Annotated in this window: 20 protein-coding genes and 1 pseudogene; 7 read left to right on the top strand and 14 right to left on the bottom strand. The window is 68.4% G+C overall.

The window, feature by feature from the left end:
• The first annotated feature begins 18 nt into the window (after positions 1 to 18).
• From glmS to TBU01S_RS18870, 3 genes are all read left to right on the top strand, one after another.
• Positions 19 to 1,845 (top strand): glutamine--fructose-6-phosphate transaminase (isomerizing), encoded by a 1,827-nt coding sequence (gene glmS, locus TBU01S_RS18880; RefSeq protein WP_068638993.1) that lies wholly within the window; start codon positions 19 to 21, stop codon positions 1,843 to 1,845.
• A gap of 71 nt (positions 1,846 to 1,916) precedes the next feature.
• Positions 1,917 to 2,345, top strand: coding sequence for an Xre family toxin-antitoxin system antitoxin (locus TBU01S_RS18875; protein ID WP_068638991.1), 429 nt, complete (start codon positions 1,917 to 1,919; stop codon positions 2,343 to 2,345).
• A complete protein-coding gene (locus tag TBU01S_RS18870; protein WP_068638989.1) occupies positions 2,345 to 2,800 on the top strand; it encodes an RES family NAD+ phosphorylase in 456 nt (151 codons plus the stop codon). Before TBU01S_RS18875 ends, TBU01S_RS18870 begins: the two co-directional genes overlap by 1 nt.
• A gap of 27 nt (positions 2,801 to 2,827) precedes the next feature.
• Here TBU01S_RS18870 and mdcH read toward each other — a convergent pair whose 3' ends face one another.
• The 9 genes from mdcH to mdcA form a co-directional block, all read right to left on the bottom strand.
• Positions 2,828 to 3,766 carry a malonate decarboxylase subunit epsilon gene (mdcH, locus tag TBU01S_RS18865; protein WP_068638987.1) on the bottom strand — a complete coding sequence of 313 codons (939 nt, stop codon included), beginning with the start codon at positions 3,764 to 3,766 and terminating at the stop codon, positions 2,828 to 2,830.
• Positions 3,763 to 4,386, bottom strand: coding sequence for a malonate decarboxylase holo-ACP synthase (locus tag TBU01S_RS18860; protein WP_068638985.1), 624 nt, complete (start codon positions 4,384 to 4,386; stop codon positions 3,763 to 3,765). The genes mdcH and TBU01S_RS18860 overlap by 4 nt, the downstream gene beginning before the upstream one ends.
• Positions 4,387 to 4,405: 19 nt before the next feature.
• Positions 4,406 to 5,170 (bottom strand): malonate transporter subunit MadM, encoded by a 765-nt coding sequence (madM, locus tag TBU01S_RS18855; protein ID WP_068638983.1) that lies wholly within the window; start codon positions 5,168 to 5,170, stop codon positions 4,406 to 4,408.
• 6 nt (positions 5,171 to 5,176) lie between these two features.
• Positions 5,177 to 5,566 (bottom strand): malonate transporter subunit MadL, encoded by a 390-nt coding sequence (madL, locus tag TBU01S_RS18850; RefSeq protein ID WP_068638982.1) that lies wholly within the window; start codon positions 5,564 to 5,566, stop codon positions 5,177 to 5,179.
• Between the two features lie 112 nt (positions 5,567 to 5,678).
• Entirely contained in the window at positions 5,679 to 6,515 is an 837-nt protein-coding gene (mdcE, locus tag TBU01S_RS18845; RefSeq protein WP_068638980.1) for a biotin-independent malonate decarboxylase subunit gamma, read from the bottom strand.
• A 2-nt stretch (positions 6,516 to 6,517) separates the two neighbouring features.
• Entirely contained in the window at positions 6,518 to 7,366 is an 849-nt protein-coding gene (locus TBU01S_RS18840) for a biotin-independent malonate decarboxylase subunit beta (RefSeq protein WP_068638978.1), read from the bottom strand.
• The gene (locus TBU01S_RS18835; RefSeq protein WP_068638976.1) at positions 7,363 to 7,674 is read right to left on the bottom strand and encodes a malonate decarboxylase subunit delta; all 312 of its coding nucleotides are present in this window, start codon (positions 7,672 to 7,674) and stop codon (positions 7,363 to 7,365) included. The genes TBU01S_RS18840 and TBU01S_RS18835 overlap by 4 nt, the downstream gene beginning before the upstream one ends.
• The gene (locus TBU01S_RS18830; RefSeq protein ID WP_068638973.1) at positions 7,662 to 8,570 is read right to left on the bottom strand and encodes a triphosphoribosyl-dephospho-CoA synthase; all 909 of its coding nucleotides are present in this window, start codon (positions 8,568 to 8,570) and stop codon (positions 7,662 to 7,664) included. The genes TBU01S_RS18835 and TBU01S_RS18830 overlap by 13 nt, the downstream gene beginning before the upstream one ends.
• Positions 8,570 to 10,231, bottom strand: a complete 1,662-nt coding sequence (mdcA, locus tag TBU01S_RS18825) for a malonate decarboxylase subunit alpha (RefSeq protein WP_068638971.1) — start codon at positions 10,229 to 10,231, stop codon at positions 8,570 to 8,572. Before mdcA ends, TBU01S_RS18830 begins: the two co-directional genes overlap by 1 nt.
• 152 nt (positions 10,232 to 10,383) lie before the next feature.
• On the opposite strand from mdcA, the gene TBU01S_RS18820 reads away from it, so the two are divergent.
• On the top strand, positions 10,384 to 11,301 hold the full coding sequence (locus TBU01S_RS18820; RefSeq protein WP_068639014.1) for a LysR family transcriptional regulator: 918 nt from the start codon (positions 10,384 to 10,386) through the stop codon (positions 11,299 to 11,301).
• 157 nt (positions 11,302 to 11,458) lie between these two features.
• Here the strand turns inward: TBU01S_RS18820 and TBU01S_RS18815 are convergent, their stop codons facing one another.
• From TBU01S_RS18815 to TBU01S_RS18795, 5 genes are all read right to left on the bottom strand, one after another.
• Positions 11,459 to 11,806 (bottom strand): DUF3325 domain-containing protein, encoded by a 348-nt coding sequence (locus TBU01S_RS18815; protein WP_068638970.1) that lies wholly within the window; start codon positions 11,804 to 11,806, stop codon positions 11,459 to 11,461.
• A gap of 16 nt (positions 11,807 to 11,822) precedes the next feature.
• On the bottom strand, positions 11,823 to 13,526 hold the full coding sequence (locus TBU01S_RS18810; RefSeq protein ID WP_068638968.1) for a PepSY-associated TM helix domain-containing protein: 1,704 nt from the start codon (positions 13,524 to 13,526) through the stop codon (positions 11,823 to 11,825).
• Positions 13,523 to 13,840, bottom strand: coding sequence for a hypothetical protein (locus tag TBU01S_RS18805; RefSeq protein ID WP_068638966.1), 318 nt, complete (start codon positions 13,838 to 13,840; stop codon positions 13,523 to 13,525). Before TBU01S_RS18805 ends, TBU01S_RS18810 begins: the two co-directional genes overlap by 4 nt.
• Complete coding sequence (locus tag TBU01S_RS18800) at positions 13,837 to 14,784, bottom strand: alpha/beta hydrolase (protein WP_068638964.1); 948 nt, start codon at positions 14,782 to 14,784, stop codon at positions 13,837 to 13,839. Before TBU01S_RS18800 ends, TBU01S_RS18805 begins: the two co-directional genes overlap by 4 nt.
• An 85-nt stretch (positions 14,785 to 14,869) precedes the next feature.
• Complete coding sequence (locus tag TBU01S_RS18795; protein ID WP_068638962.1) at positions 14,870 to 15,064, bottom strand: hypothetical protein; 195 nt, start codon at positions 15,062 to 15,064, stop codon at positions 14,870 to 14,872.
• 296 nt (positions 15,065 to 15,360) lie between these two features.
• On the opposite strand from TBU01S_RS18795, the gene TBU01S_RS18790 reads away from it, so the two are divergent.
• The 3 genes and pseudogenes from TBU01S_RS18790 to TBU01S_RS18780 form a co-directional block, all read left to right on the top strand.
• Complete coding sequence (locus TBU01S_RS18790) at positions 15,361 to 16,107, top strand: response regulator (protein ID WP_068638960.1); 747 nt, start codon at positions 15,361 to 15,363, stop codon at positions 16,105 to 16,107.
• Positions 16,108 to 16,254: 147 nt separating this feature from the next.
• Positions 16,255 to 17,004: an electron transfer flavoprotein subunit beta/FixA family protein gene (locus tag TBU01S_RS18785; protein ID WP_068638958.1), complete on the top strand. Its 750-nt coding sequence runs from the start codon at positions 16,255 to 16,257 to the stop codon at positions 17,002 to 17,004.
• Between the two features lie 159 nt (positions 17,005 to 17,163).
• Positions 17,164 to 17,696 (top strand): annotated as a pseudogene (locus TBU01S_RS18780) (electron transfer flavoprotein subunit alpha/FixB family protein); the annotation flags it as partial.

Raw genomic sequence — 17,696 nt, 5'->3', positions numbered from 1 at the left:
TTTCAAGGAAGTCTCGCCATGTGTGGCATCGTCACCGCCATTGCAACGAACAACGTCGTTCCCGTCCTGCTGGAAGGTCTGCGCAAGCTCGAATACCGCGGCTACGATTCCGCCGGCCTCGCCGTGCTGGCGGGCGAACTGACCCGCCTGCGCTCGGCCGGCCGCGTCGCCGAACTCGCCGCGCTGGCCGACGCCAGCAAGCTTTCCGCCACCACCGGCATCGCCCATACCCGCTGGGCCACCCATGGCGTGCCGTCCGAGCGCAACGCCCACCCGCACATCTCGGGCGGCCTGGCGGTGGTGCATAACGGCATCATCGAGAACTTCGAGAGCATCAAGGCCGAACTGCAGGCGCGCGGCTACGTGTTCACCTCCGATACCGACACCGAAGCCATCGCCCACCTGATCCACAGCAAGCTGCAGGGCGTGCCCGACCTGTTCGAGGCGGTGCGGCTGGCGACCAACGAACTCGTCGGCGCCTACGCCATCGGCGTGCTGGCCGAAGCCGATCCCTTCCGCGCCATCGTCGCCCGCCGCGGCTCGCCGCTGCTGCTGGGCGTGGCGGACGACGGCATGTATGCCGCGTCCGACACCGCCGCGCTGCTGCAGGTCACGCGCAAGGTCGTGTACCTGGAAGACGGCGACCTGGCCGAACTGCGCCGCGACGGCTACCGCGTCGTGCTCGCCGACGGCACCCCGGTCGAGCGCGAAGTGCATCTGTCCAGCCTGTCCGCCGACGCGGTCGAACTGGGCCAGTTCCGCCACTACATGCAGAAGGAAATCTTCGAGCAACCGCAGGCGCTGGGCAACACGCTGGAAATGATCACCGGCGGCGGAGGGGTCGCGTCCCAGCATTTCGGCGCGCGCGCGCCCGAAGTCTTCGACGGCGTGCGCCGCGTGCTGGTGCTGGCCTGCGGCACCAGCTACCACGCCGGGCTGGTGGCGCGCTACTGGATCGAAGCCATCGCCAGGCTGCCGGTGACGGTCGAGATCGCCAGCGAATACCGCTACCGCGAATCGGTGCCCGACCGCGACACCCTGGTCGTCGTCATCTCGCAGTCGGGCGAGACCGCCGACACCCTGGCCGCGCTCAAGCACGCCAAGTCGCTCGGCATGGAGCGCACGCTGGCGATCTGCAACGTGCCCGAATCCGCCATCGTGCGCGAAACCGCGCTGCGCTTCATCACCCGCGCCGGCCCCGAGATCGGCGTCGCCTCCACCAAGGCCTTCACCACCCAGCTCGCCGCCTTCGCGCTGCTGACGCTGGCGCTCGCCAAGATCAACGGCCGCCTGACCGAAGCCGACGAGGAGCGCCACCTGGCCGCGCTGCGCCACCTGCCGGTCGCCGTGCAGAAAGTACTGGAGCTCGAGCCCGAGATCGAGAAGTGGGCGCAGCGTTTCGCCGGCAAGGAGCACGCGCTCTTCCTCGGCCGCGGCAGCCACTGGCCGATCGCGATGGAAGGCGCGCTCAAGCTCAAGGAAATCTCCTACATCCACGCCGAAGCCTACGCCGCCGGCGAACTCAAGCACGGCCCGCTGGCGCTGGTGGACAAGGACATGCCGGTCATCGCCGTGTCGCCGGCCGACGAACTGCTGGAAAAGCTCAAGTCCAACCTGCAGGAAGTCCGCGCCCGCGGCGGCGAGCTCTACGTCTTCGCCGACGCAGGCAGCGAAATCCCCGAGTCCGAAGGCGTGCACATCCTGCACATGCCCGAGCACTACGGCATGCTGTCGCCGGTGCTGCACGTGATCCCGCTGCAACTGCTGTCCTACCACGCGGCGCTGGTCAAGGGGACCGATGTGGACAAGCCGAGGAACCTGGCGAAGTCGGTGACGGTGGAGTGATCGTATCGGGCTTGATGTTCGGTATCACATGAGCCATATTGAACAGGTCATGTGATACTTGGACGTCGGCCATGCAACTCGTCACCCCTGAACAGATCGCTGCCGTGATGGCCCTTGTGCCGGCGCCGCATTCGTTTGCCGAGCTGGATGAGCAGGTTGCCGAAGGGCTGCCCAAAAACGCCCTGAAGGCCGGGGTCGAGCGGCTGGGGCGCAATGTCGACGAGCGCCGGGCATTGCTGCGTCGCGTCGTGCCCGAGGCGACGTTCAAGCGCCGCCGTGATCGCCTGAGCGCGGCCGAATCCGAGAAGACGGAGCGGCTTGCCCGGGTCTACGCAACGGCCCGTCATGTGTGGGATTCGGACGAGGAGGCGCTCGCCTTCCTGCACACACCGCATGCGATGCTCGATGGGCGGCCGCCGCTGGAGGTCGCCATGACCGAACTGGGCGCACGCCGCGTCGAGACCTTGTTGTGGAGGCTCTTCTACGGCATCGCCGCGTGATGCGCATCTACCGCATCGCGGACAAGCGCCATCCGATCTGGGACGGAACGGGCGCTGCCTTGCTGGGCGGCCGCTGGAACAGTCCCGGCCACCCTGCCATCTACGGCTCGCTGAGCCATGCCTGCGCGATGCTCGAAATCCTTGCGCATGCCGGTATCGGCCGCATTCCTGCGATGCAGCAGTTCGTCACGGCCGAACTGCCTGACGACGCTTCGCTGGTCGAGCGCCATGAAGCATCGGCTTTGCCGGATGGATGGGACGGCGAAGACAGCAGGGTTGCTCGGCGTTTCGGCGATGCGTGGCTCGGGTCGCGCCGCAGCCTTGTTCTTGTCGTGCCGTCCGTGGTCGCCAGGCTGGAGTTCAACGCTGTGGTGAATCCGGCGCATCCCGATTTTTCGACACTGAAGGTGAGTGCGCCGGAGCCGGTCGTGTGGGATCGGCGTTTGTTCAGGTGAGCTGCGCGTGACCTCGGGCCGGAATCGTCACCTCGTCCGGCCTTCCTGTTCGCGCCGGATGAGCGCGCAGACCGTATCCACGCGATTGTTCTCGCAGCAGAGCGCGAGACCCTCGGCAAAGGCGGCGTGCGTGAGTCCGGTGAGGACTTCGCGGCTGGGCATCTCGACGGCCAGCCGGGCCCCCCGCTCCCAGGCGAGCTTGGCGGTGTCGAGCCAGTTCACCTGCATGGCGACGTTGCCGGCGAGATCGTCGGCAATGCGAGCGGGGTCTCGGAGCACGCGCGCGGCGCTGCTGCTGAGGAAATGAATGCGGGGCCGCTTCGTGGCCACGCCGGCGAATGCGTTCTTCATCGCATGCGCGACGGGTGCCAGCAGCTCGCAGTGCGAGGGAACGCTGGCCGCCAGGCGCTCGCAGCGAGTCGCCCCCTGTTCGAGCGCGGCACCGGCGACCGCCTCCATCGCCGCATCGGCACCGGCGACGATGGTCTGGCGTTCCGCATTCAGGTTGGCGATGAAGACCGGTTGCGATGGCGAATGGATCCGGGCGACGATCCGCTCCAGGTAGGAGAGCTCGATGCCGATCACCGCCGTCATGCCGTAGCTGGCCGGGAAAGCCTCTTCCATCAGGCGGCCTCGCAGAGCGACGAGGCGCAGCGCATCTTCGTAGTCGAGCACGCCGGCGACGACTGCCGCCGGATAGGCGCCCACCGACATGCCGGCAACCATGTCCGGCCGGGCGCCGCGGGCAATCAGCACGCGCGCCATCGCGACGCCGGCAATCAGCAGGGCGAGCTGCACGGCCACCGTGGAGCGGAGCGATGCCTCGGTATCCAGTTCGCCCGGATCACGGCCGAGGACTGCATGCGCCTGTGCGAAGGTACGCTCGACTTCGACATCTGCGGGCAGCCGCGACAGCATGCCCGGCGACTGCGAACCCTGGCCCGGAAAGGTGAATAGGACGCTCATGATCGATCCTCGTCTGTTTGCGCTTGCCATGGGTCGCTCACGAGCCGGGGGCCATGCGGGGTTTTCAGCAACACGGTGCGGCGCCCGGACAGCCATTCGTCGAGGGCGAAGCCGCCATGGCCGGTGTCGACCTGGATGTCGAGCCGGCAGCTCGCGTGCGCTTTGAGGGATTTCAGCAAGGCGATCTCGTTCCCGTCGAGCGGGCGTTCGGTCCGCAGCAGCAGGTCGAGATCGCTTGCCGGATGCAGGACCGTGGCGCCGCAGGCGAGTGCGAATCCCACGGCGCCGGCCGGCCCCCACGCCAGCCCGGCTTGCTCGAGCAGGGGAGCGATGCGGGCGAGTGAGTCGAGGCAGGCGAAGCTGCCGCCGGGGCGTCGCGTCCATCCGCGTTCATTCGCCAGTGCTTCCGGTGTACGACAATGGATCACCTGCGCAGGCGCCACCCATGCAGCATGGCGCTGGTTGCGGTGGCGGCCGCGCAGCCCGACCGGGATCAGGCCCCGTCCAGCTCGCGGCGCACGCCGGACGACCACCGGCCAGTCCGGCTCGGCCCAGTCGGGCAGGGGCACCCCGTCGGCCCAGGTGCCGGGATGGAGCCACAGCAGATCGTGAGCTTGCATGGGGCATCCCTCCCGGTTGTCAGTCGACCAGCGCCTGGGTGGCGAGGAACAGCAGCGACGGTCCCAGCAGGCAGCCCAGACCGGTATAGAAGGTCGAGGTCATCGCGCCGTAGGGGACGAGCTTGGGGTCGATCGCCGCGAGCGCGCCGCAGACGCCGCTGGTCGTGCCCATCATGCCGCCGAAGACCATCGCCGTGCGGGGGTTGTCGAGCCCGATGCGCGGCGCGAAGAAGGGGCTGGCGATCATGACCAGGATGGCTTTCACCAGCCCGGCGGCGATCGAGAGCGCCATGACCTCCGAACTGGCGCCGATCGCCGCGCCCGTCACCGGACCGACGATATAGGTCACCGCGCCGGCGCCGATCGTCGTCATGCTCACCGCGTCGGTATAGCCGAATGCCGCGGCCACCGCCGCGCCCACCACGAAGGACAGAATCACGCCCACCAGCAGCGACACGACGCCGCTTGCGCCCGCCTTGCGGATCTCCTGGAAATGCACGCCGAACGCGGTGGCGGTGATCGCGAAGTCGCGAATCATCGCCCCGCCCAACAGGCCAACTCCAGTGAGCAGCGGCACGTCGGCCACGCCTTTCTGGCCACCGGTGAAGAGCCCGCTCACGTATGCGAGCGCCAGCCCGAGCATGATCGCGATCGCCGACCCGTGCAGTTTGCCGCGGGTGAAGCGGCTCGACAGCCAGTAGGAGACCAGCATGGTGAAGCCGATGACGGCAAAACCGGTGAGTAGTCCGTTCTTGGTCAGGACGTCGAGAAGGATGTCTTCCATGGTGGCTTACTCCGCAATGGTCTGTGCATCGGTGGTCGGCCCCTTGGTGCCGATTCGCGCAATGGCGGGGATGAGTGCGAAGCAGACGGCGGTGGCGAGCGCACCGGCGAGAATCGCCGCCGGTCCGCCTTTCACTGCGGCCACCACATTCTGCTGGGCTGCCATGGCAACGACGACGGGGATGTAGATCGCGCTCCAGAAATGCACGCCCTCCTTGGTCGGCGTGGGCAGCAGGTCGCGCTTGCGCAGGTATTCCGAGGCGAAGATGAGCAGGAGCATCGAGAAGCCGACGCCGCCGACGTTGGCTTTGACGCCGATCGCCGAGCCGAGGACGTCGCCGATGAAAAGTCCGATGAGGACGCAGGCCGCCAGCAAGGCGGTGCCGTAGATGGCCATGGTGTTGTCTCCTTTGGTGTTCCGGCCGTTGTGTGCGGCCGTGTTGGTATCGGTGGGCGGCGCAGGGCGTCTTTCCCGCGATCGCCGCCTGGGTGGATCGATCAGATGTCGGTCATGCCTCCCAGCCTGCCCGCAGGCGTTCCCGTACTTCGAGCGAGAGGCGGCGGTCGGGCTGTCCCAGCCGGCTCGAAAGGTCGCGGCGCTCGTCCGCGCGGATGTCGTCCAGGGCCTCGGCAAGGCAGCGCTCGACGCGGTCGATGTCCGCCGCATCGGGCGCGTCCGGCCGGGAGACCGGGAGCAGCCGCCACAGCAGGCCGAGCCTGGCGAAGCTGGCGATGTCGTAGGCCATCGGCGGTATCTTCTCGGCCAGTGCCTCCAGTTGCTCGACCGAACGCAGCGTCACCCGTGCCGCGGCCGCCTTGCCCATCGCATGGACCATGACTTGCGGATCGTCGAGGGCGATCAGCCGGTTGGCCTGGTAGCCGTGTGCGAGCAGTGCGCCGGACATCGCCTTGCCGACGATCAGCCCGATCACCGGATGCCCGGCAAGGCGTGCGTCGGCGTAGGCCGCGGCGGCGCTGGCAAGCGCCTGGTGGATGCCATAGGCTTCCTCGCGCCGGCCGTAGGCCTGGCTGGTCACGTCGATCACCGCCACGATCGGCCGGCGCCTCGAGGTGCCGGTATCGGCGGCGACGACTTCGCGCACCGCGCGCGCGAGTGCCCAGCCCTCGACCAGGCCGACTTCGCCCCGGCGGGCCCGTGGGAAGGGGTTGCGGGGATCAGGCACCACCGCGATGAATCGCGCCGGCTCGCCGGCCAGTGCGGCATCCACGACCTGCACCGAGGCCGGATGGCCGGCAACGGTCGCTGCGCCACCGGTCGTCGCGCCATCCCGTGCGAGTGCGGCGAGCCAGGCCGCGCCGCGGCTGATTTCGGTTTCATGTGCCATGTTTACAGTCCCTTCTGGTAGATGGCGCGTACCGTCTCGGGCCGCGCCTGTTCGGCGGCATCCACACGCTCCATGCAGGCGAGGAAGTCCGCCTCGCGGTCGCTGCGATGCCGTGCCGGAGCGCCCATGCGGATGAACTCGTGGACGCTGGCGCGCATGGCGCCGACGTCGTCCTCGAGGTAGGCATCGACGAGCTTCGAGGCGAAGCGCTGTTCGCCGCCCGTGATGCTCCAGATGAAGGGGCGGTCTCGCGAGTCGTATTCCTCGATGCCCGCTTCCTGCTCGATGACCTGCGGCCCGTTGAGACCGAGGCGGGCCTCGCGGGTGACGATGAGATAGCTGCACAGGCCGGCGGCGATCGACATGCCGCCGAAGCAGCCGACAGTGCCCGCGACGATGCCGATCACCGGCTGGTAGCGGCGCAGGTCGGCGATCGCGGCGTGGATCTCGGCGATTGCGGCAAGACCGAGATTCGCTTCCTGCAACCGCACGCCGCCGGTCTCGAACAGGATCACTGCGCGGGTCGGGATGCCGCGGCGGTTGTCTTCGGCTGCCAGTTCGAGTGCTCCCGCGATCTTCGCGCCGCCCACCTCGCCCATGCTGCCGCCCTGGTATGCGCCCTCGATGGCGAGCACCACCGCGGGCTGCCCGGCGATGCGGCCGCGGGCGACCACCACGCCGTCGTCGGCCTGGGTGACCACGCCTTGCGCGGCCAGCCAGGGCGAGGTCAGCCGGTCGAAGGGGCCGATCAGTTCGCGGAAGCTGCCTGGATCGAGCAGCGAGCGGGCACGTTCCCGCGCTCCGAGTTCGATGAAGCTCTCGCGCTTGAGCAGCTCTGCGGTATTCATCATGCTTCCCTCCCACTGCCGGTGAGTTCCTCGAACGCCTGCTCGATGCGCATGCGCACCACGCCGGGCGTCGCGCCGAAGTCGTTGATCTCGATCTTCGTGGCGGGCAGCGGCGTCGCCGCGAGAACCCGGGTGAGCACCGCTTCCCAGACGCGGCCCATGCCGGTCACCGAGGTCGTGACCGAAACGGTGGTCGTCCCCGCGGCACCGGGTTCGGCGAGCACTTCCAGGTCGCCCGAGCCGACCACGCCGGCCAGCGCCCTGCCGGATGCCGGGTCCAGGGCCGGGAAGGTGAAATTCAGTTGTTCCATCCTGGTTCTCCTTTTGGTTGAATGGGGTCTTCCGTCTCGAATCGATCGAGGAACAGCGCCGCGGCGAGCAGATCGGCGGCGCCGCCCGGTGAAACGTTCCGCGCGATCAGTTCGCGCTCCAGTGCGTGCAGCGCCGCGCGCCCCGCGCGCGTCCCTGCGCCACCGGATTCCAGTACGGCCCGGGCGCCTGCCTGCGCGCAGGCGAGCGCCGCCGGGCCGCCGCGCGACAGCACGCAGGTGTCGTCGAGCTCGGCCATGACGGCGAGCAGTGCATCGAGGCGCGCGGCATCTTCCGTCGCACCTACAGCCCGGGACTGGCGCAGCTTCGGCAGCGCGACGTGGACGGCGTGCGGAAAGCCGGCATGTGCCTGTCCGCGGGCGCCGCCGACGCCGTAGGCGCGGCAGGCCAGTTCGCCCTTGTTTCCGGTGAACCCGGGCGCATGGCGGTCGGGCAGGCGGGCGAGGCCGCCGGCCCGGGCGGCGACGCGGGCGGGAGCCCGCTCCGATGGGGCCATGGCCGCCGCGGTGACGAGCAGCCCCAGGGCCCAGATCGCACCCCGATGCGTATTCACGCCGCCGGTTGCCGCCAGCATCGCTGCCTCGCCATTGCGGCCAATGGCACCGATGGATTCACGCAGTGCCGGACTCGAGGCCGCGCCGGCGCCGGCTTCGGCCAGCGCGGTGAAAGTCGGCTGCAGCGTGCGCGCCGAATGGCACATCAGCGACCAGTCGAGATCGCGATGGGCGCCCCGGCTGCGGATATCCACCAGCCCCGGCTTGGGTGTCAGGGTGACTTCGTCGATGAGTGCGGCCACCGCCAGATCGGCCAGGCGATCGGCCATGCCGGACCGGCGCGTCCGGCATGTGCCGCCCCTGGGCGTCAGCACCGGATCCATCACCAGCTCCTGAATTTTGCGGGCGGATTGTAGAGGCCGCCCGACCAGGCAACCAGGTCGGCGACGCTTTTCGCGGCGAGCAGGGAGCGGGTCGCCTCGGCCCGATGCACGCCGAGATCTTCGGGCAGCGCCACCAGCCCGTCGCGGCGCAGCGCCTCGGTACGGCGCGGGTCATGGGTGAGCCCGATCGGCGTCACGCCGGAAACCGCGGCGATCATCGCCTTGCGTTCCTCGACCGAGCGCGCCTTGTACAGGTAGGCGATGCCTTCCTCGGTGAGCACGTGGGTCACGTCGTCGCCATAGATCATCACCGGCGCCAGCGGCATGCCGCTCCCCTTGCCGACGTCGACCGCATCGAGCGATTCGACGATGCAGGGCTTGCCGCCGGCCTGGAAAGTCTCGACGATCTGCACGACGAGCTTGTGCCCGCGGGCGAGCGGATCGTCCGTCTCGATCAGGTCGAGCCATGCCGGCGTCGGATGCCTGCGCCCGCGCGGGTCGTGGCCCATGTTGGGCGCGCCGCCGAAGCCGGTGAGCCGGCCGCGGGTGACGGTGGAGGAATTGCCCAGCCCGTCCATCTGCAGGGTCGAGCCGATGAAGAGATCCACCGCATATTGGCCGGCGAGCTGGCACAGGGCGCGATTGGAGCGCATGGAACCGTCGCGGCCGGTGAAGAACACGTCGGGCCGGGCCGCGACGTAATCTTCCATGCCGAGTTCGCCGCCGAAGCAATGCACGCTTTCGACCCAGCCCGATTCGATCGCCGGGATCAGGGTCGGGTGGGGGTTCAGCGTCCAGTTGCGGCAGATCTTGCCCTTCAGGCCGAGGCGCTCGCCATAGGTCGGCAGGATCAGCTCGATTGCCGCGGTATTGAAGCCGATGCCGTGGTTGAGCGACTGCACCTGGTGGCGCTCATACACGCCGCGGATCGCCATCATCGCCATCAGCACCTGCATCGGCGTGATCAGACGCGGATCGCGGGTGAATAATGGCTCGATGAAGAAAGGCTTGTCCGCCTGGACCACGAAGTCGATCCAGGCGCCGGGGATGTCCACCCGGGGCAGTTCGCCTGCATCATCGACGATCTCATTCACCTGGGCGATGACGATGCCGTCGTGGAAGGCCGCGGCTTCGACGAGGGTGGGCGTGTCCTCGGTGCTCGGACCGGTGTAGAGGTTGCCCTGGCGGTCGGCGGTGTAGCCTGCGACCAGCACGACCTTGGGAATCAGATCCACGAACAGCCGGGCGTAGAGCTCGATGTAGGTGTGGATCGCGCCGACTTCGAGCAGTCCGTCCTGCAGGAACTGCGAGATGCGCAGACTCTGTCCTCCGGCGTAGGCAAAGTCCAGCCTGCGTGCGATGCCGCGCTCGAAGAGATCGAGATGTTCCGGGAGGCTCACGCTCGGCATGATCAGGTTGATGCCATGAACCCGCTCGGGATCGACCCGGGCGAGCGCGCGGGCGAGAAAATCGGCCTGCTTCTGGTTGTTGCCTTCGAGCACGACCCGATCTCCCGGGCCGATAAGTCTTTCCAGCACCTCGACGATCGAGCCGGTCCTGAGCACGGCCCCGTCGGCGAATTCCCGAACCTGGGCGAGGCGGCGCTGCTTCTCGGTCCGGCGCCGGGTCCAGCGCGGGTCTGGTTGAGCCTTGGCTTGCATGTTCACTCCGTCAGTTGAGACCTGGTGGAGGCAAGATAGGCGTGCGCTCGCAGTGCTTCAATCAAGCAAAACGTCTGTTTATTACTCCATGAGTAATAATGATGGCAATGAGGATCACGGCGACCGGCTGGCGGCAAAAGGGGGAGCAGGGCATGCAGATCGATGAGCAGATCACTTTCCGCAAGCTGGAAGTTTTCCTCAGCTTCATCGAACTGGGCAACATGGCGCGGGTCGCCGAGGCGCTCGACCAGAGCACGGTCAGCGTGCACCGCGCCCTGCATTCACTCGAGGAAGGGCTGCGCTGTCCGCTGTTTCGCCGCGACGGCCGCAAGCTGATTCCGCTGGCGGCGGCCTACGTGTTCGCCGAGCATGCGAGGCGGTCGGTGGCGGAATGCACCGTCGGCATCCAGAAGGCCCGCGAAGCCGCCGGTTTCGGGGCGGCACGGCTGCGGATCGGCACGCTGTACTCGCTCACCGTGCGCACCATCCCGCGCCTGCTGATCGGGCTCAAGACCCGCCGCTCCGAGCTCGATGTCGACCTGACCATGGGCTCCAACCGGGATCTGCTGCACAAGCTCGAGGACGGCCGGCTCGATGCGATCGTGATCGCGGTCGACGAGGCGCCGCTGCATCCCGAACTGCTCATGGTCCCGATGTTCACCGACGAGATCCTCTTCGCCGCGCCGCTCCACTCGCCCTATGCGGCGAGCCGGATGATCGATCTGAGGGACCTGCAGGACGAGAGCTTCGTCAGCCTGAGCGACGACTTTGCGACCTATCGCGACTTCAGCCGGGCGTTCGAGCTGGCTGGTTTCAAGCCCCGCATCGCGATGCGGGTCGGCGACATCTTCTCCCTGATGAACCTGGTCAGCGGTGGTGTCGGCTACTCGCTCCTGCCCGGCCGCGTCGCCGATTTCAACCCCCAGGTCCAATTGATACCGATCGTGAAGCCCTACGTCGTGACCCAGCGGATCGCTCTTCTCCTTCCCCGCAACCGCGAGCGCGATCCCAATCTGCTGGCGCTGATGGCCGAATGCAGGATGTTCAAGCGCAATTCATCGCCAGGCTGAGTGCCGGCGCCCACCCGCCTCTGCTGGTCTGTATGCTGCTCCATAGCGAGCACCTGCTCGACGACGGCACATCCGTGCGTGACGGCGTGTTCTCCCTCGTTGTCACCGGCAGGGATCGACTGGCCGGCGGCGCCAAGCGCAACCTGTTCCGGCCTCCTCAGTGCCCGGCCATTCCCCATGCCAGCACCGCCAGCCCCAGCAAGGCCGGCGCAGCGAAGCGCAACGGACGCGGCCGGTAGCTCAGCATCAGGCCGATGGCGACGCTGGCGAGCGACAGATAGCCCAGCCAGGCCAGGCTGCCGATGGAGGGGCCTCGCGCGGCGAGCGCCGGCAGCAGCGAGGCGAACAGCAGCAGCCAGCCGGCCACGGTCAGCGTGTGCCGCGCCGCCAGCGCGGGGAGCCGGCCGAACACCTGCTTGGAATGGCGTTCGGTGCTCAGGGCGATGGCGCTGAAGGCGGCGAAGCTCAGCGCGAAGGCCAGAAAATCCAGGGCCAGGGGGTTCATCCGGCTTGCTCCGTGGTCAGCAGCGCAGGGGAAGCGGCAGGGGGGCCTGGGCGGCGGTGGCTTCCGCCGGGCGTGGGGAACGGGTTGCCGGCCTGGCGGCCGGAGCGGCCTTGCCGGGCCGCACGCGCGGAACGTGGCGGATGACGCCGCGGGCGGCGAAGAACAGCAGCAGACCGCAAGCGAGCGCCGTCAGGTCGAAGCCGGCCACTTGCCACTGGCCGCTCGCCAGGCTGTGGCCCAGATGCGCGCCGCCGCTGAAGGTGTTGAGCAGGGGCAGGGCGGCGAACAGCGCGCCGGCGGCGACGAGCTGCTCGATCCAGGCTCGCTTGTGGCGGCGCAGCAGGGCATGGATCAGCGTCAGTCCCCATGCGCTGAAGAACGTGCGGATTTCCCACAGATTGCGCTCGGCCTGTTCTACCGGAACCAGGCGGTTGGCCCAGAAGTAGGCGGCGATGGCGATCATCAAGCCGGCGACGGCGGCGATGTTGAGCACCTGCACCAGGCGGTGGCCGCGCGGAATGGGGGCAAGCGAGGGCTCTGCCGAGGGCGCGTCCTTGGCGCGCGACACCACCCACAGCACCAGGCCGCTGGCGACCATCAGCGAGCCGAGCACGCCGGACAGGAATAGCAGCCAGCGCGGCAGCGGCGACGCGAAACGCCCCAGATGGACCGCGCTCAGCACGTTCTGGATCGCTCGCACGGTGGAAGGCTCGGCGGCCGGCGGCGCATCCAGCAGCTTGCCGCTGACGCCGTTGAACAGCAGGCGTTCGGTGGCGGCGCGGTTGGCGAGGCTGTCGCCGCGCGCCTGGCGCAGTTCGATGATGGCGCCGGCATCGCCGGGGTGGGTGACGACGATGCTGCCGACGCCGGCGTCCGGCCAGCGCCGTTCGCCTTCGGCCAGCAGCGGGGCGATGGCGGTGAGCGGCGCCGCCTCGCCGGTGGCGCGGGGCGCCGGCGCGGCGTTGCCGAGGCCGCGCAGTTCGCGGCCGTAGGCGGCGCTGTCCTCGGGATAGGCGGACGATACCGCCGTGGGCATCAGCATCGAGCCCAGCAGCATCAGGCCGGAAAAGGTGATGACGAGGTGGAAGGGCAGCGACAGCACGCCGCTGGCGTTGTGTGCATCCAGCCACGAACGCTTGCCCTTGGCCGGGCGGAAGGTGAAGAAGTCGCGGAAGATCTGGCGGTGCACGATGACCCCGGTGATCAGCGCCACGAACATGAACATGGTGGCGATGCCGACGATCCAGCGCCCCCAGGCCCGATCCATGCCATAGAGCTCGAAATGGAAGCGGTAGAGGAAATTGCCGCCGGCGGTCTGGCGTGCCTCGATCAGTTCGCCGGTGGCGGGGTCCATGACGGCGCGGTGCAGGCCGGGCTGCTGGCGCCCGCCGCCGCGGCTTTGGGAGCCTTGCGCCTGCTCGGGCTGGGCTTCGCGCCAGCTCAGGTTGACCACGTTGCTGCGCGGGCCGGGCAGCGAAATCGTCCATTGCTGGGCGCCGCTACCGACGCGCTCCAGCGTGCGCAGCGCGTTGGCGGCGGCGTGGCCGTCGTCGTGGGCGCGATGCAGCTCGGGCTGCATCCACAGCGTGATCTCGTTGCGGAAGAAGGACAGGGTGCCGGTCACGAATACCGCGAACAACAGCCAGCCGAGCAGCAGTCCAGCCCAGGTGTGCACCCAGGATATGGACTGGCGGAAGGTGCGTGGCTTGTCGAATCTCATGCTGCACCTCCGGGTGCGGCGAGCCATTGCCAGGCGGCGAAGGCGCCTGCGCCGATCGCCAGGCCGGCGGCCGAGCGTAGCAGCGTGGCGGTGGCGAAGACCCAGATCACCGCCACGGTGTAGACCAGGAAGGCCAGCATGATGGCGGCCATTACCGCGTCGGTGCGCGGCAGCGGCAGGCCGACCGTGAATGCGGCGGCAGCCAGCGCGGCAACGCCGTAGCCGCCGAAGACGGCCATGACCGAGCGCAGGGTGATGTTGAGGCTGGGCCGGTGGTCGGCAAAACACGTGGAATAGGGAGTGTCGGGCTTCATCGTGCTGTCTCTGCCATCCAGCGCAGGGTGTGGCCGAGCGACGCGGGCAGCATGGGGCCGTGCTCCAGGCCCGGCAGTTCGCGGTATTGCGCATCGAGCCCGGGCACTTTGCCCAGGCGGGAAACGAGGGCCGGCACGGCGTCGGTGGGCAAGGCAGCCGTTGCACGCTCGCGCTCGGCCAGGCGCGCCGCAGAGGATGGGGGGCGCGCACGACGGTCTTCGGCGTCGCCGCGAAGGACCAGCAGCCGGGTGTGATTGCCGGTGAAGTTGCGGCCGAACGCCTCTTCGAGCGTCAGCAGGTGGCCGTCGCGCCACCACAGTGCGGGGCTGGCGGCAGCGTAGTGGGTGAATGCGGCGGGCTGCGTCAGCAGGGTGTGGAGCACGAACAGGCCGCCGTAGGAATGCCCCCACACGCCCTGGCGCTTGGCGTCGAGCGGGACGCGCGCGGCGACTTCGGGCTTGACCCGGGTCTGGATGAAATCGAGAAAGCGCTTGGCGCCGCCGTTCGTCCGCGTGGGATCGAGGGGGTCGGTCTGCGGCCCTCCGCCGGGCAGCGGTGGCGTGTAGTCGTGGGCGCGGGCGACGACGTCGAAGCGCAGCGGCGTGTCGTAGCCGATGGCGACGATCACCGGTGGGCCGGCTGTGGCCAGTTCGCCCAGCAGTTCGTCGTCGAGCGCTTCGATGGCGGCATTGCCATCGAGCAGGAAAATGGCCGGATAGCCTGCTGCCGGCGGCGCCAGACGAGGGCGTGCGATCTGGACGCGGTAGCGGCGTTCGCCGCCGGGTGCGTCCAGCATCAACGTCTCGAAGCTGTAGTGGATCGAGCCCCGTTCCGAAATGTCCGGCCGGGGGCCGCGCTCCAGGCTGGGCTGGGCGGCGGCTGTGCCGCCGTACAGGGCCAGGATGGCGGACATGAGGACGAGGACGAAGCGTGTCGTATGCATGCAGGGCAGCCGAAAATCAAGAAGCGTCCGGCTTTTGCCGGACGCGGGGACAGCGCAAAAGGCCGTGGGCCTTGCCGCTGCCGCTTCAGAACGGGGCGGTCAGCGTCGCGTAAAAGCTGCGGCCGGGTTCGTTGTAGGTGTCGGCGCCCTGGCCCTCGGCGAGCGTGGCGTCGGCCTGCTGGGCGAATGCGCCGTGGGAGGGAAGGCAGGCGAGGCCGATGGCCGCGACCAGCGGCCTGAGGCGGCGCGAGGTGAGAGGGCTGGGGGAAGAGCGAGGCATCGTTGTTCTCGTCGGGCAGGAGTCGAAAACGCCGCACGGCAACGCCACCGGCATGACTGCAGGTAGAATCGCGTGCTTGGATTAGCAATAAAACAAGAATCATAATCATTAACAATTGTAATTGTTTGTCGAAATATGGAAAATGTGTGGCATGCCTGCGCCATTGCACGATGAGACGCCCGTCCGCGGGCAGGGCGTCGGCACGCTACCCGCGAATACTCATGAACGACCCCATTTCCCCACTCGCCCGCGCTTTCCCGAAACCGGCTGCGGCACGGCATTCCGGATGAATCATCGTGCCGACCGACGCTCCCCGCATCCTGCTCATCGATGACGACCCCGAGATCCGCGCTTCGCTGACCACCTATCTGGGCCGCTACGGCATGGAGGTGAGCACCGCCGCCGATGCGGGCAGCGGCCGCAGGCTGCTTGCGCGCGAGCGTTTCGACCTGGCGCTCGCCGAGGTCATGCTGCCGGACGAGGACGGGCTGTCGCTGTGCCGCTACCTGTACGAGCACCTGAGGCTGCCGGTCATCCTGCTGTCGGTGCTGGCCGATCCGGCCGACTGCGTGGCGGCGCTGGAACTGGGTGCCGACGACTACATCATCAAGCCCTTCGATCCGCGCGAACTCGTCGCCCGCATCAAGACCGTGCTGCGCCGGATGCGCAATGCGATGCGTGGTGCGGAGGCCGCTGCGCCTGCAGTGATGGGCGAAGCCCGCTATCTGAGCTTCGACGCCTGGACGCTGGATATCGGCCAGCGCGCGCTGTCGCATCGGAACGGCCGCATCGTCGAGCTGAGCGCGGTCGAGTTCCGCCTGCTGCTCGCCCTGGCCGAGCATCCCAACACCGTGCTGAGCCGCGAACGCCTGCTCGATCTCACCCACCGCGACGAACACGGCGTCTTCGACCGCAGCATCGACACCCAGGTCAGCCGCCTGCGCAAGAAGATCGAGGAAGATCCGCGCCGCCCGCGCCTGCTGCGTACCGCCTGGGGCGACGGCTACCTGCTGTCGGCCGAGGTGACGCGCCGGGGGGCGTGAAACCCGTCTTCGCCGCTGCCGGGGCCGTCCGCCGCTTCGAGTCTGCTGAAGCGAGTGTTCGGAAATGATGAATCTGCCGCCGGCGCGATAAAACTAAACTGCTTCCGCTCGAGCATATGTCCGGGCGCCAAAACAAGGAGGAAGACATTGAAGATCCTGGTACCCGTGAAACGCGTCGTCGACTACAACGTGAAGGTTCGCGTCAAGGCTGACGGCAGCGGCGTGGATATTGCGAACGTCAAAATGAGCATGAACCCGTTCGACGAGATCGCGGTGGAAGAGGCGGTGCGCCTGAAGGAAGCGGGCGTGGCCACCGAGGTGGTGGCGGTGAGCTGCGGGGTGGGGGCGTGCCAGGAGACGCTGCGCGCGGCGCTGGCGATCGGCGCGGACCGCGCGATCCTGGTCGAGACCGATGCCGAGCTGCAGCCGCTGGCGGTGGCCAAGCTGCTGAAGGCGGTGGCCGACCGTGAGCAGCCGGCGCTGGTGATCGGCGGCAAGCAGGCGATCGACGACGACGCCAACCAGACCGGGCAGATGCTGGCGGCGCTGGCGGGCTGGGCGCAGGCGACGTTCGCCTCGAAGCTGGTGATCGCCGATGGCAAGGCGCAGGTCACGCGCGAGATCGACGGCGGTCTGGAGACGCTGTCGATCGTGCTGCCGGCGGTGGTCACCACCGACCTGCGGCTGAACGAGCCGCGCTACGCGACGCTGCCCAACATCATGAAGGCGAAGAAGAAGCCGCTCGACACGGTCAAGCCCGCAGAGCTGGGCGTGGATGTGGCGCCGCGGCTGCAGACGCTGAAAGTGGCCGAGCCGCCCAAGCGCAGCGCGGGCGAGCGGGTGGCCGACGTCGCCCAGCTGGTCGACAAACTCAAGAACGTTGCCAAGGTGATCTGAGATGACTACCCCCACATTTGCGGCTGAAGCCGCTGCATGCAGGGCCGGCTTTGCACAGCCGGCCCGTTCCGCATGCGTGGAGCAGTGCTCCACGAATTCCCTGCTTCACCCCCCCAAGGGGGCGGACACCCACCTTGGGACGGCCCGGCGGAGGGTGTCATGAGCATTCTCGTCATTGCCGAACACGACAACCAATCGCTCAAGGCCGCCACGCTCAACACGGTGACGGCGGCAACCAAGCTGGGCGGCGACATCCACGTGCTGGTGGCCGGTGCCGGCTGCGGCGCGGCGGCCGAGGCGGCGGCGAAGATCGCCGGCGTGGCCAAGGTGCTGGTGAGCGACGCGCCGCACTACGAAGCGCAGACGGCCGAGAACGTGGCCGAGCTGCTCAAGGGCCTCGCCCCGAACTACAGCCACGTGCTGGCGCCGGCGACGCCGAACGGCAAGAACATGCTGCCGCGGGTGGCGGCATTGCTGGACGTGGCGCAGATCAGCGACATCGTCGCCATCGAAAGCGCCGACACCTTCGTGCGCCCGATCTACGCCGGCAACGCGCTGGCCACGGTCAAGAGCGCCGATGCGATCAAGGTCATCACGGTGCGCACCACCGCCTTCGATGCGGCCGCAGAAGGCGGCGCCGCCCCGATCGAAGCGCTGGCCGCGGGTGCCGACCTGGGCGTGGCGGCGCTGGC

It is taken from the genome of Thauera butanivorans NBRC 103042, assembly GCF_001591165.1.
GTDB lineage: Bacteria > Pseudomonadota > Gammaproteobacteria > Burkholderiales > Rhodocyclaceae > Thauera > Thauera butanivorans.
This window is presented reverse-complemented; position numbering and strand designations above follow the sequence as displayed.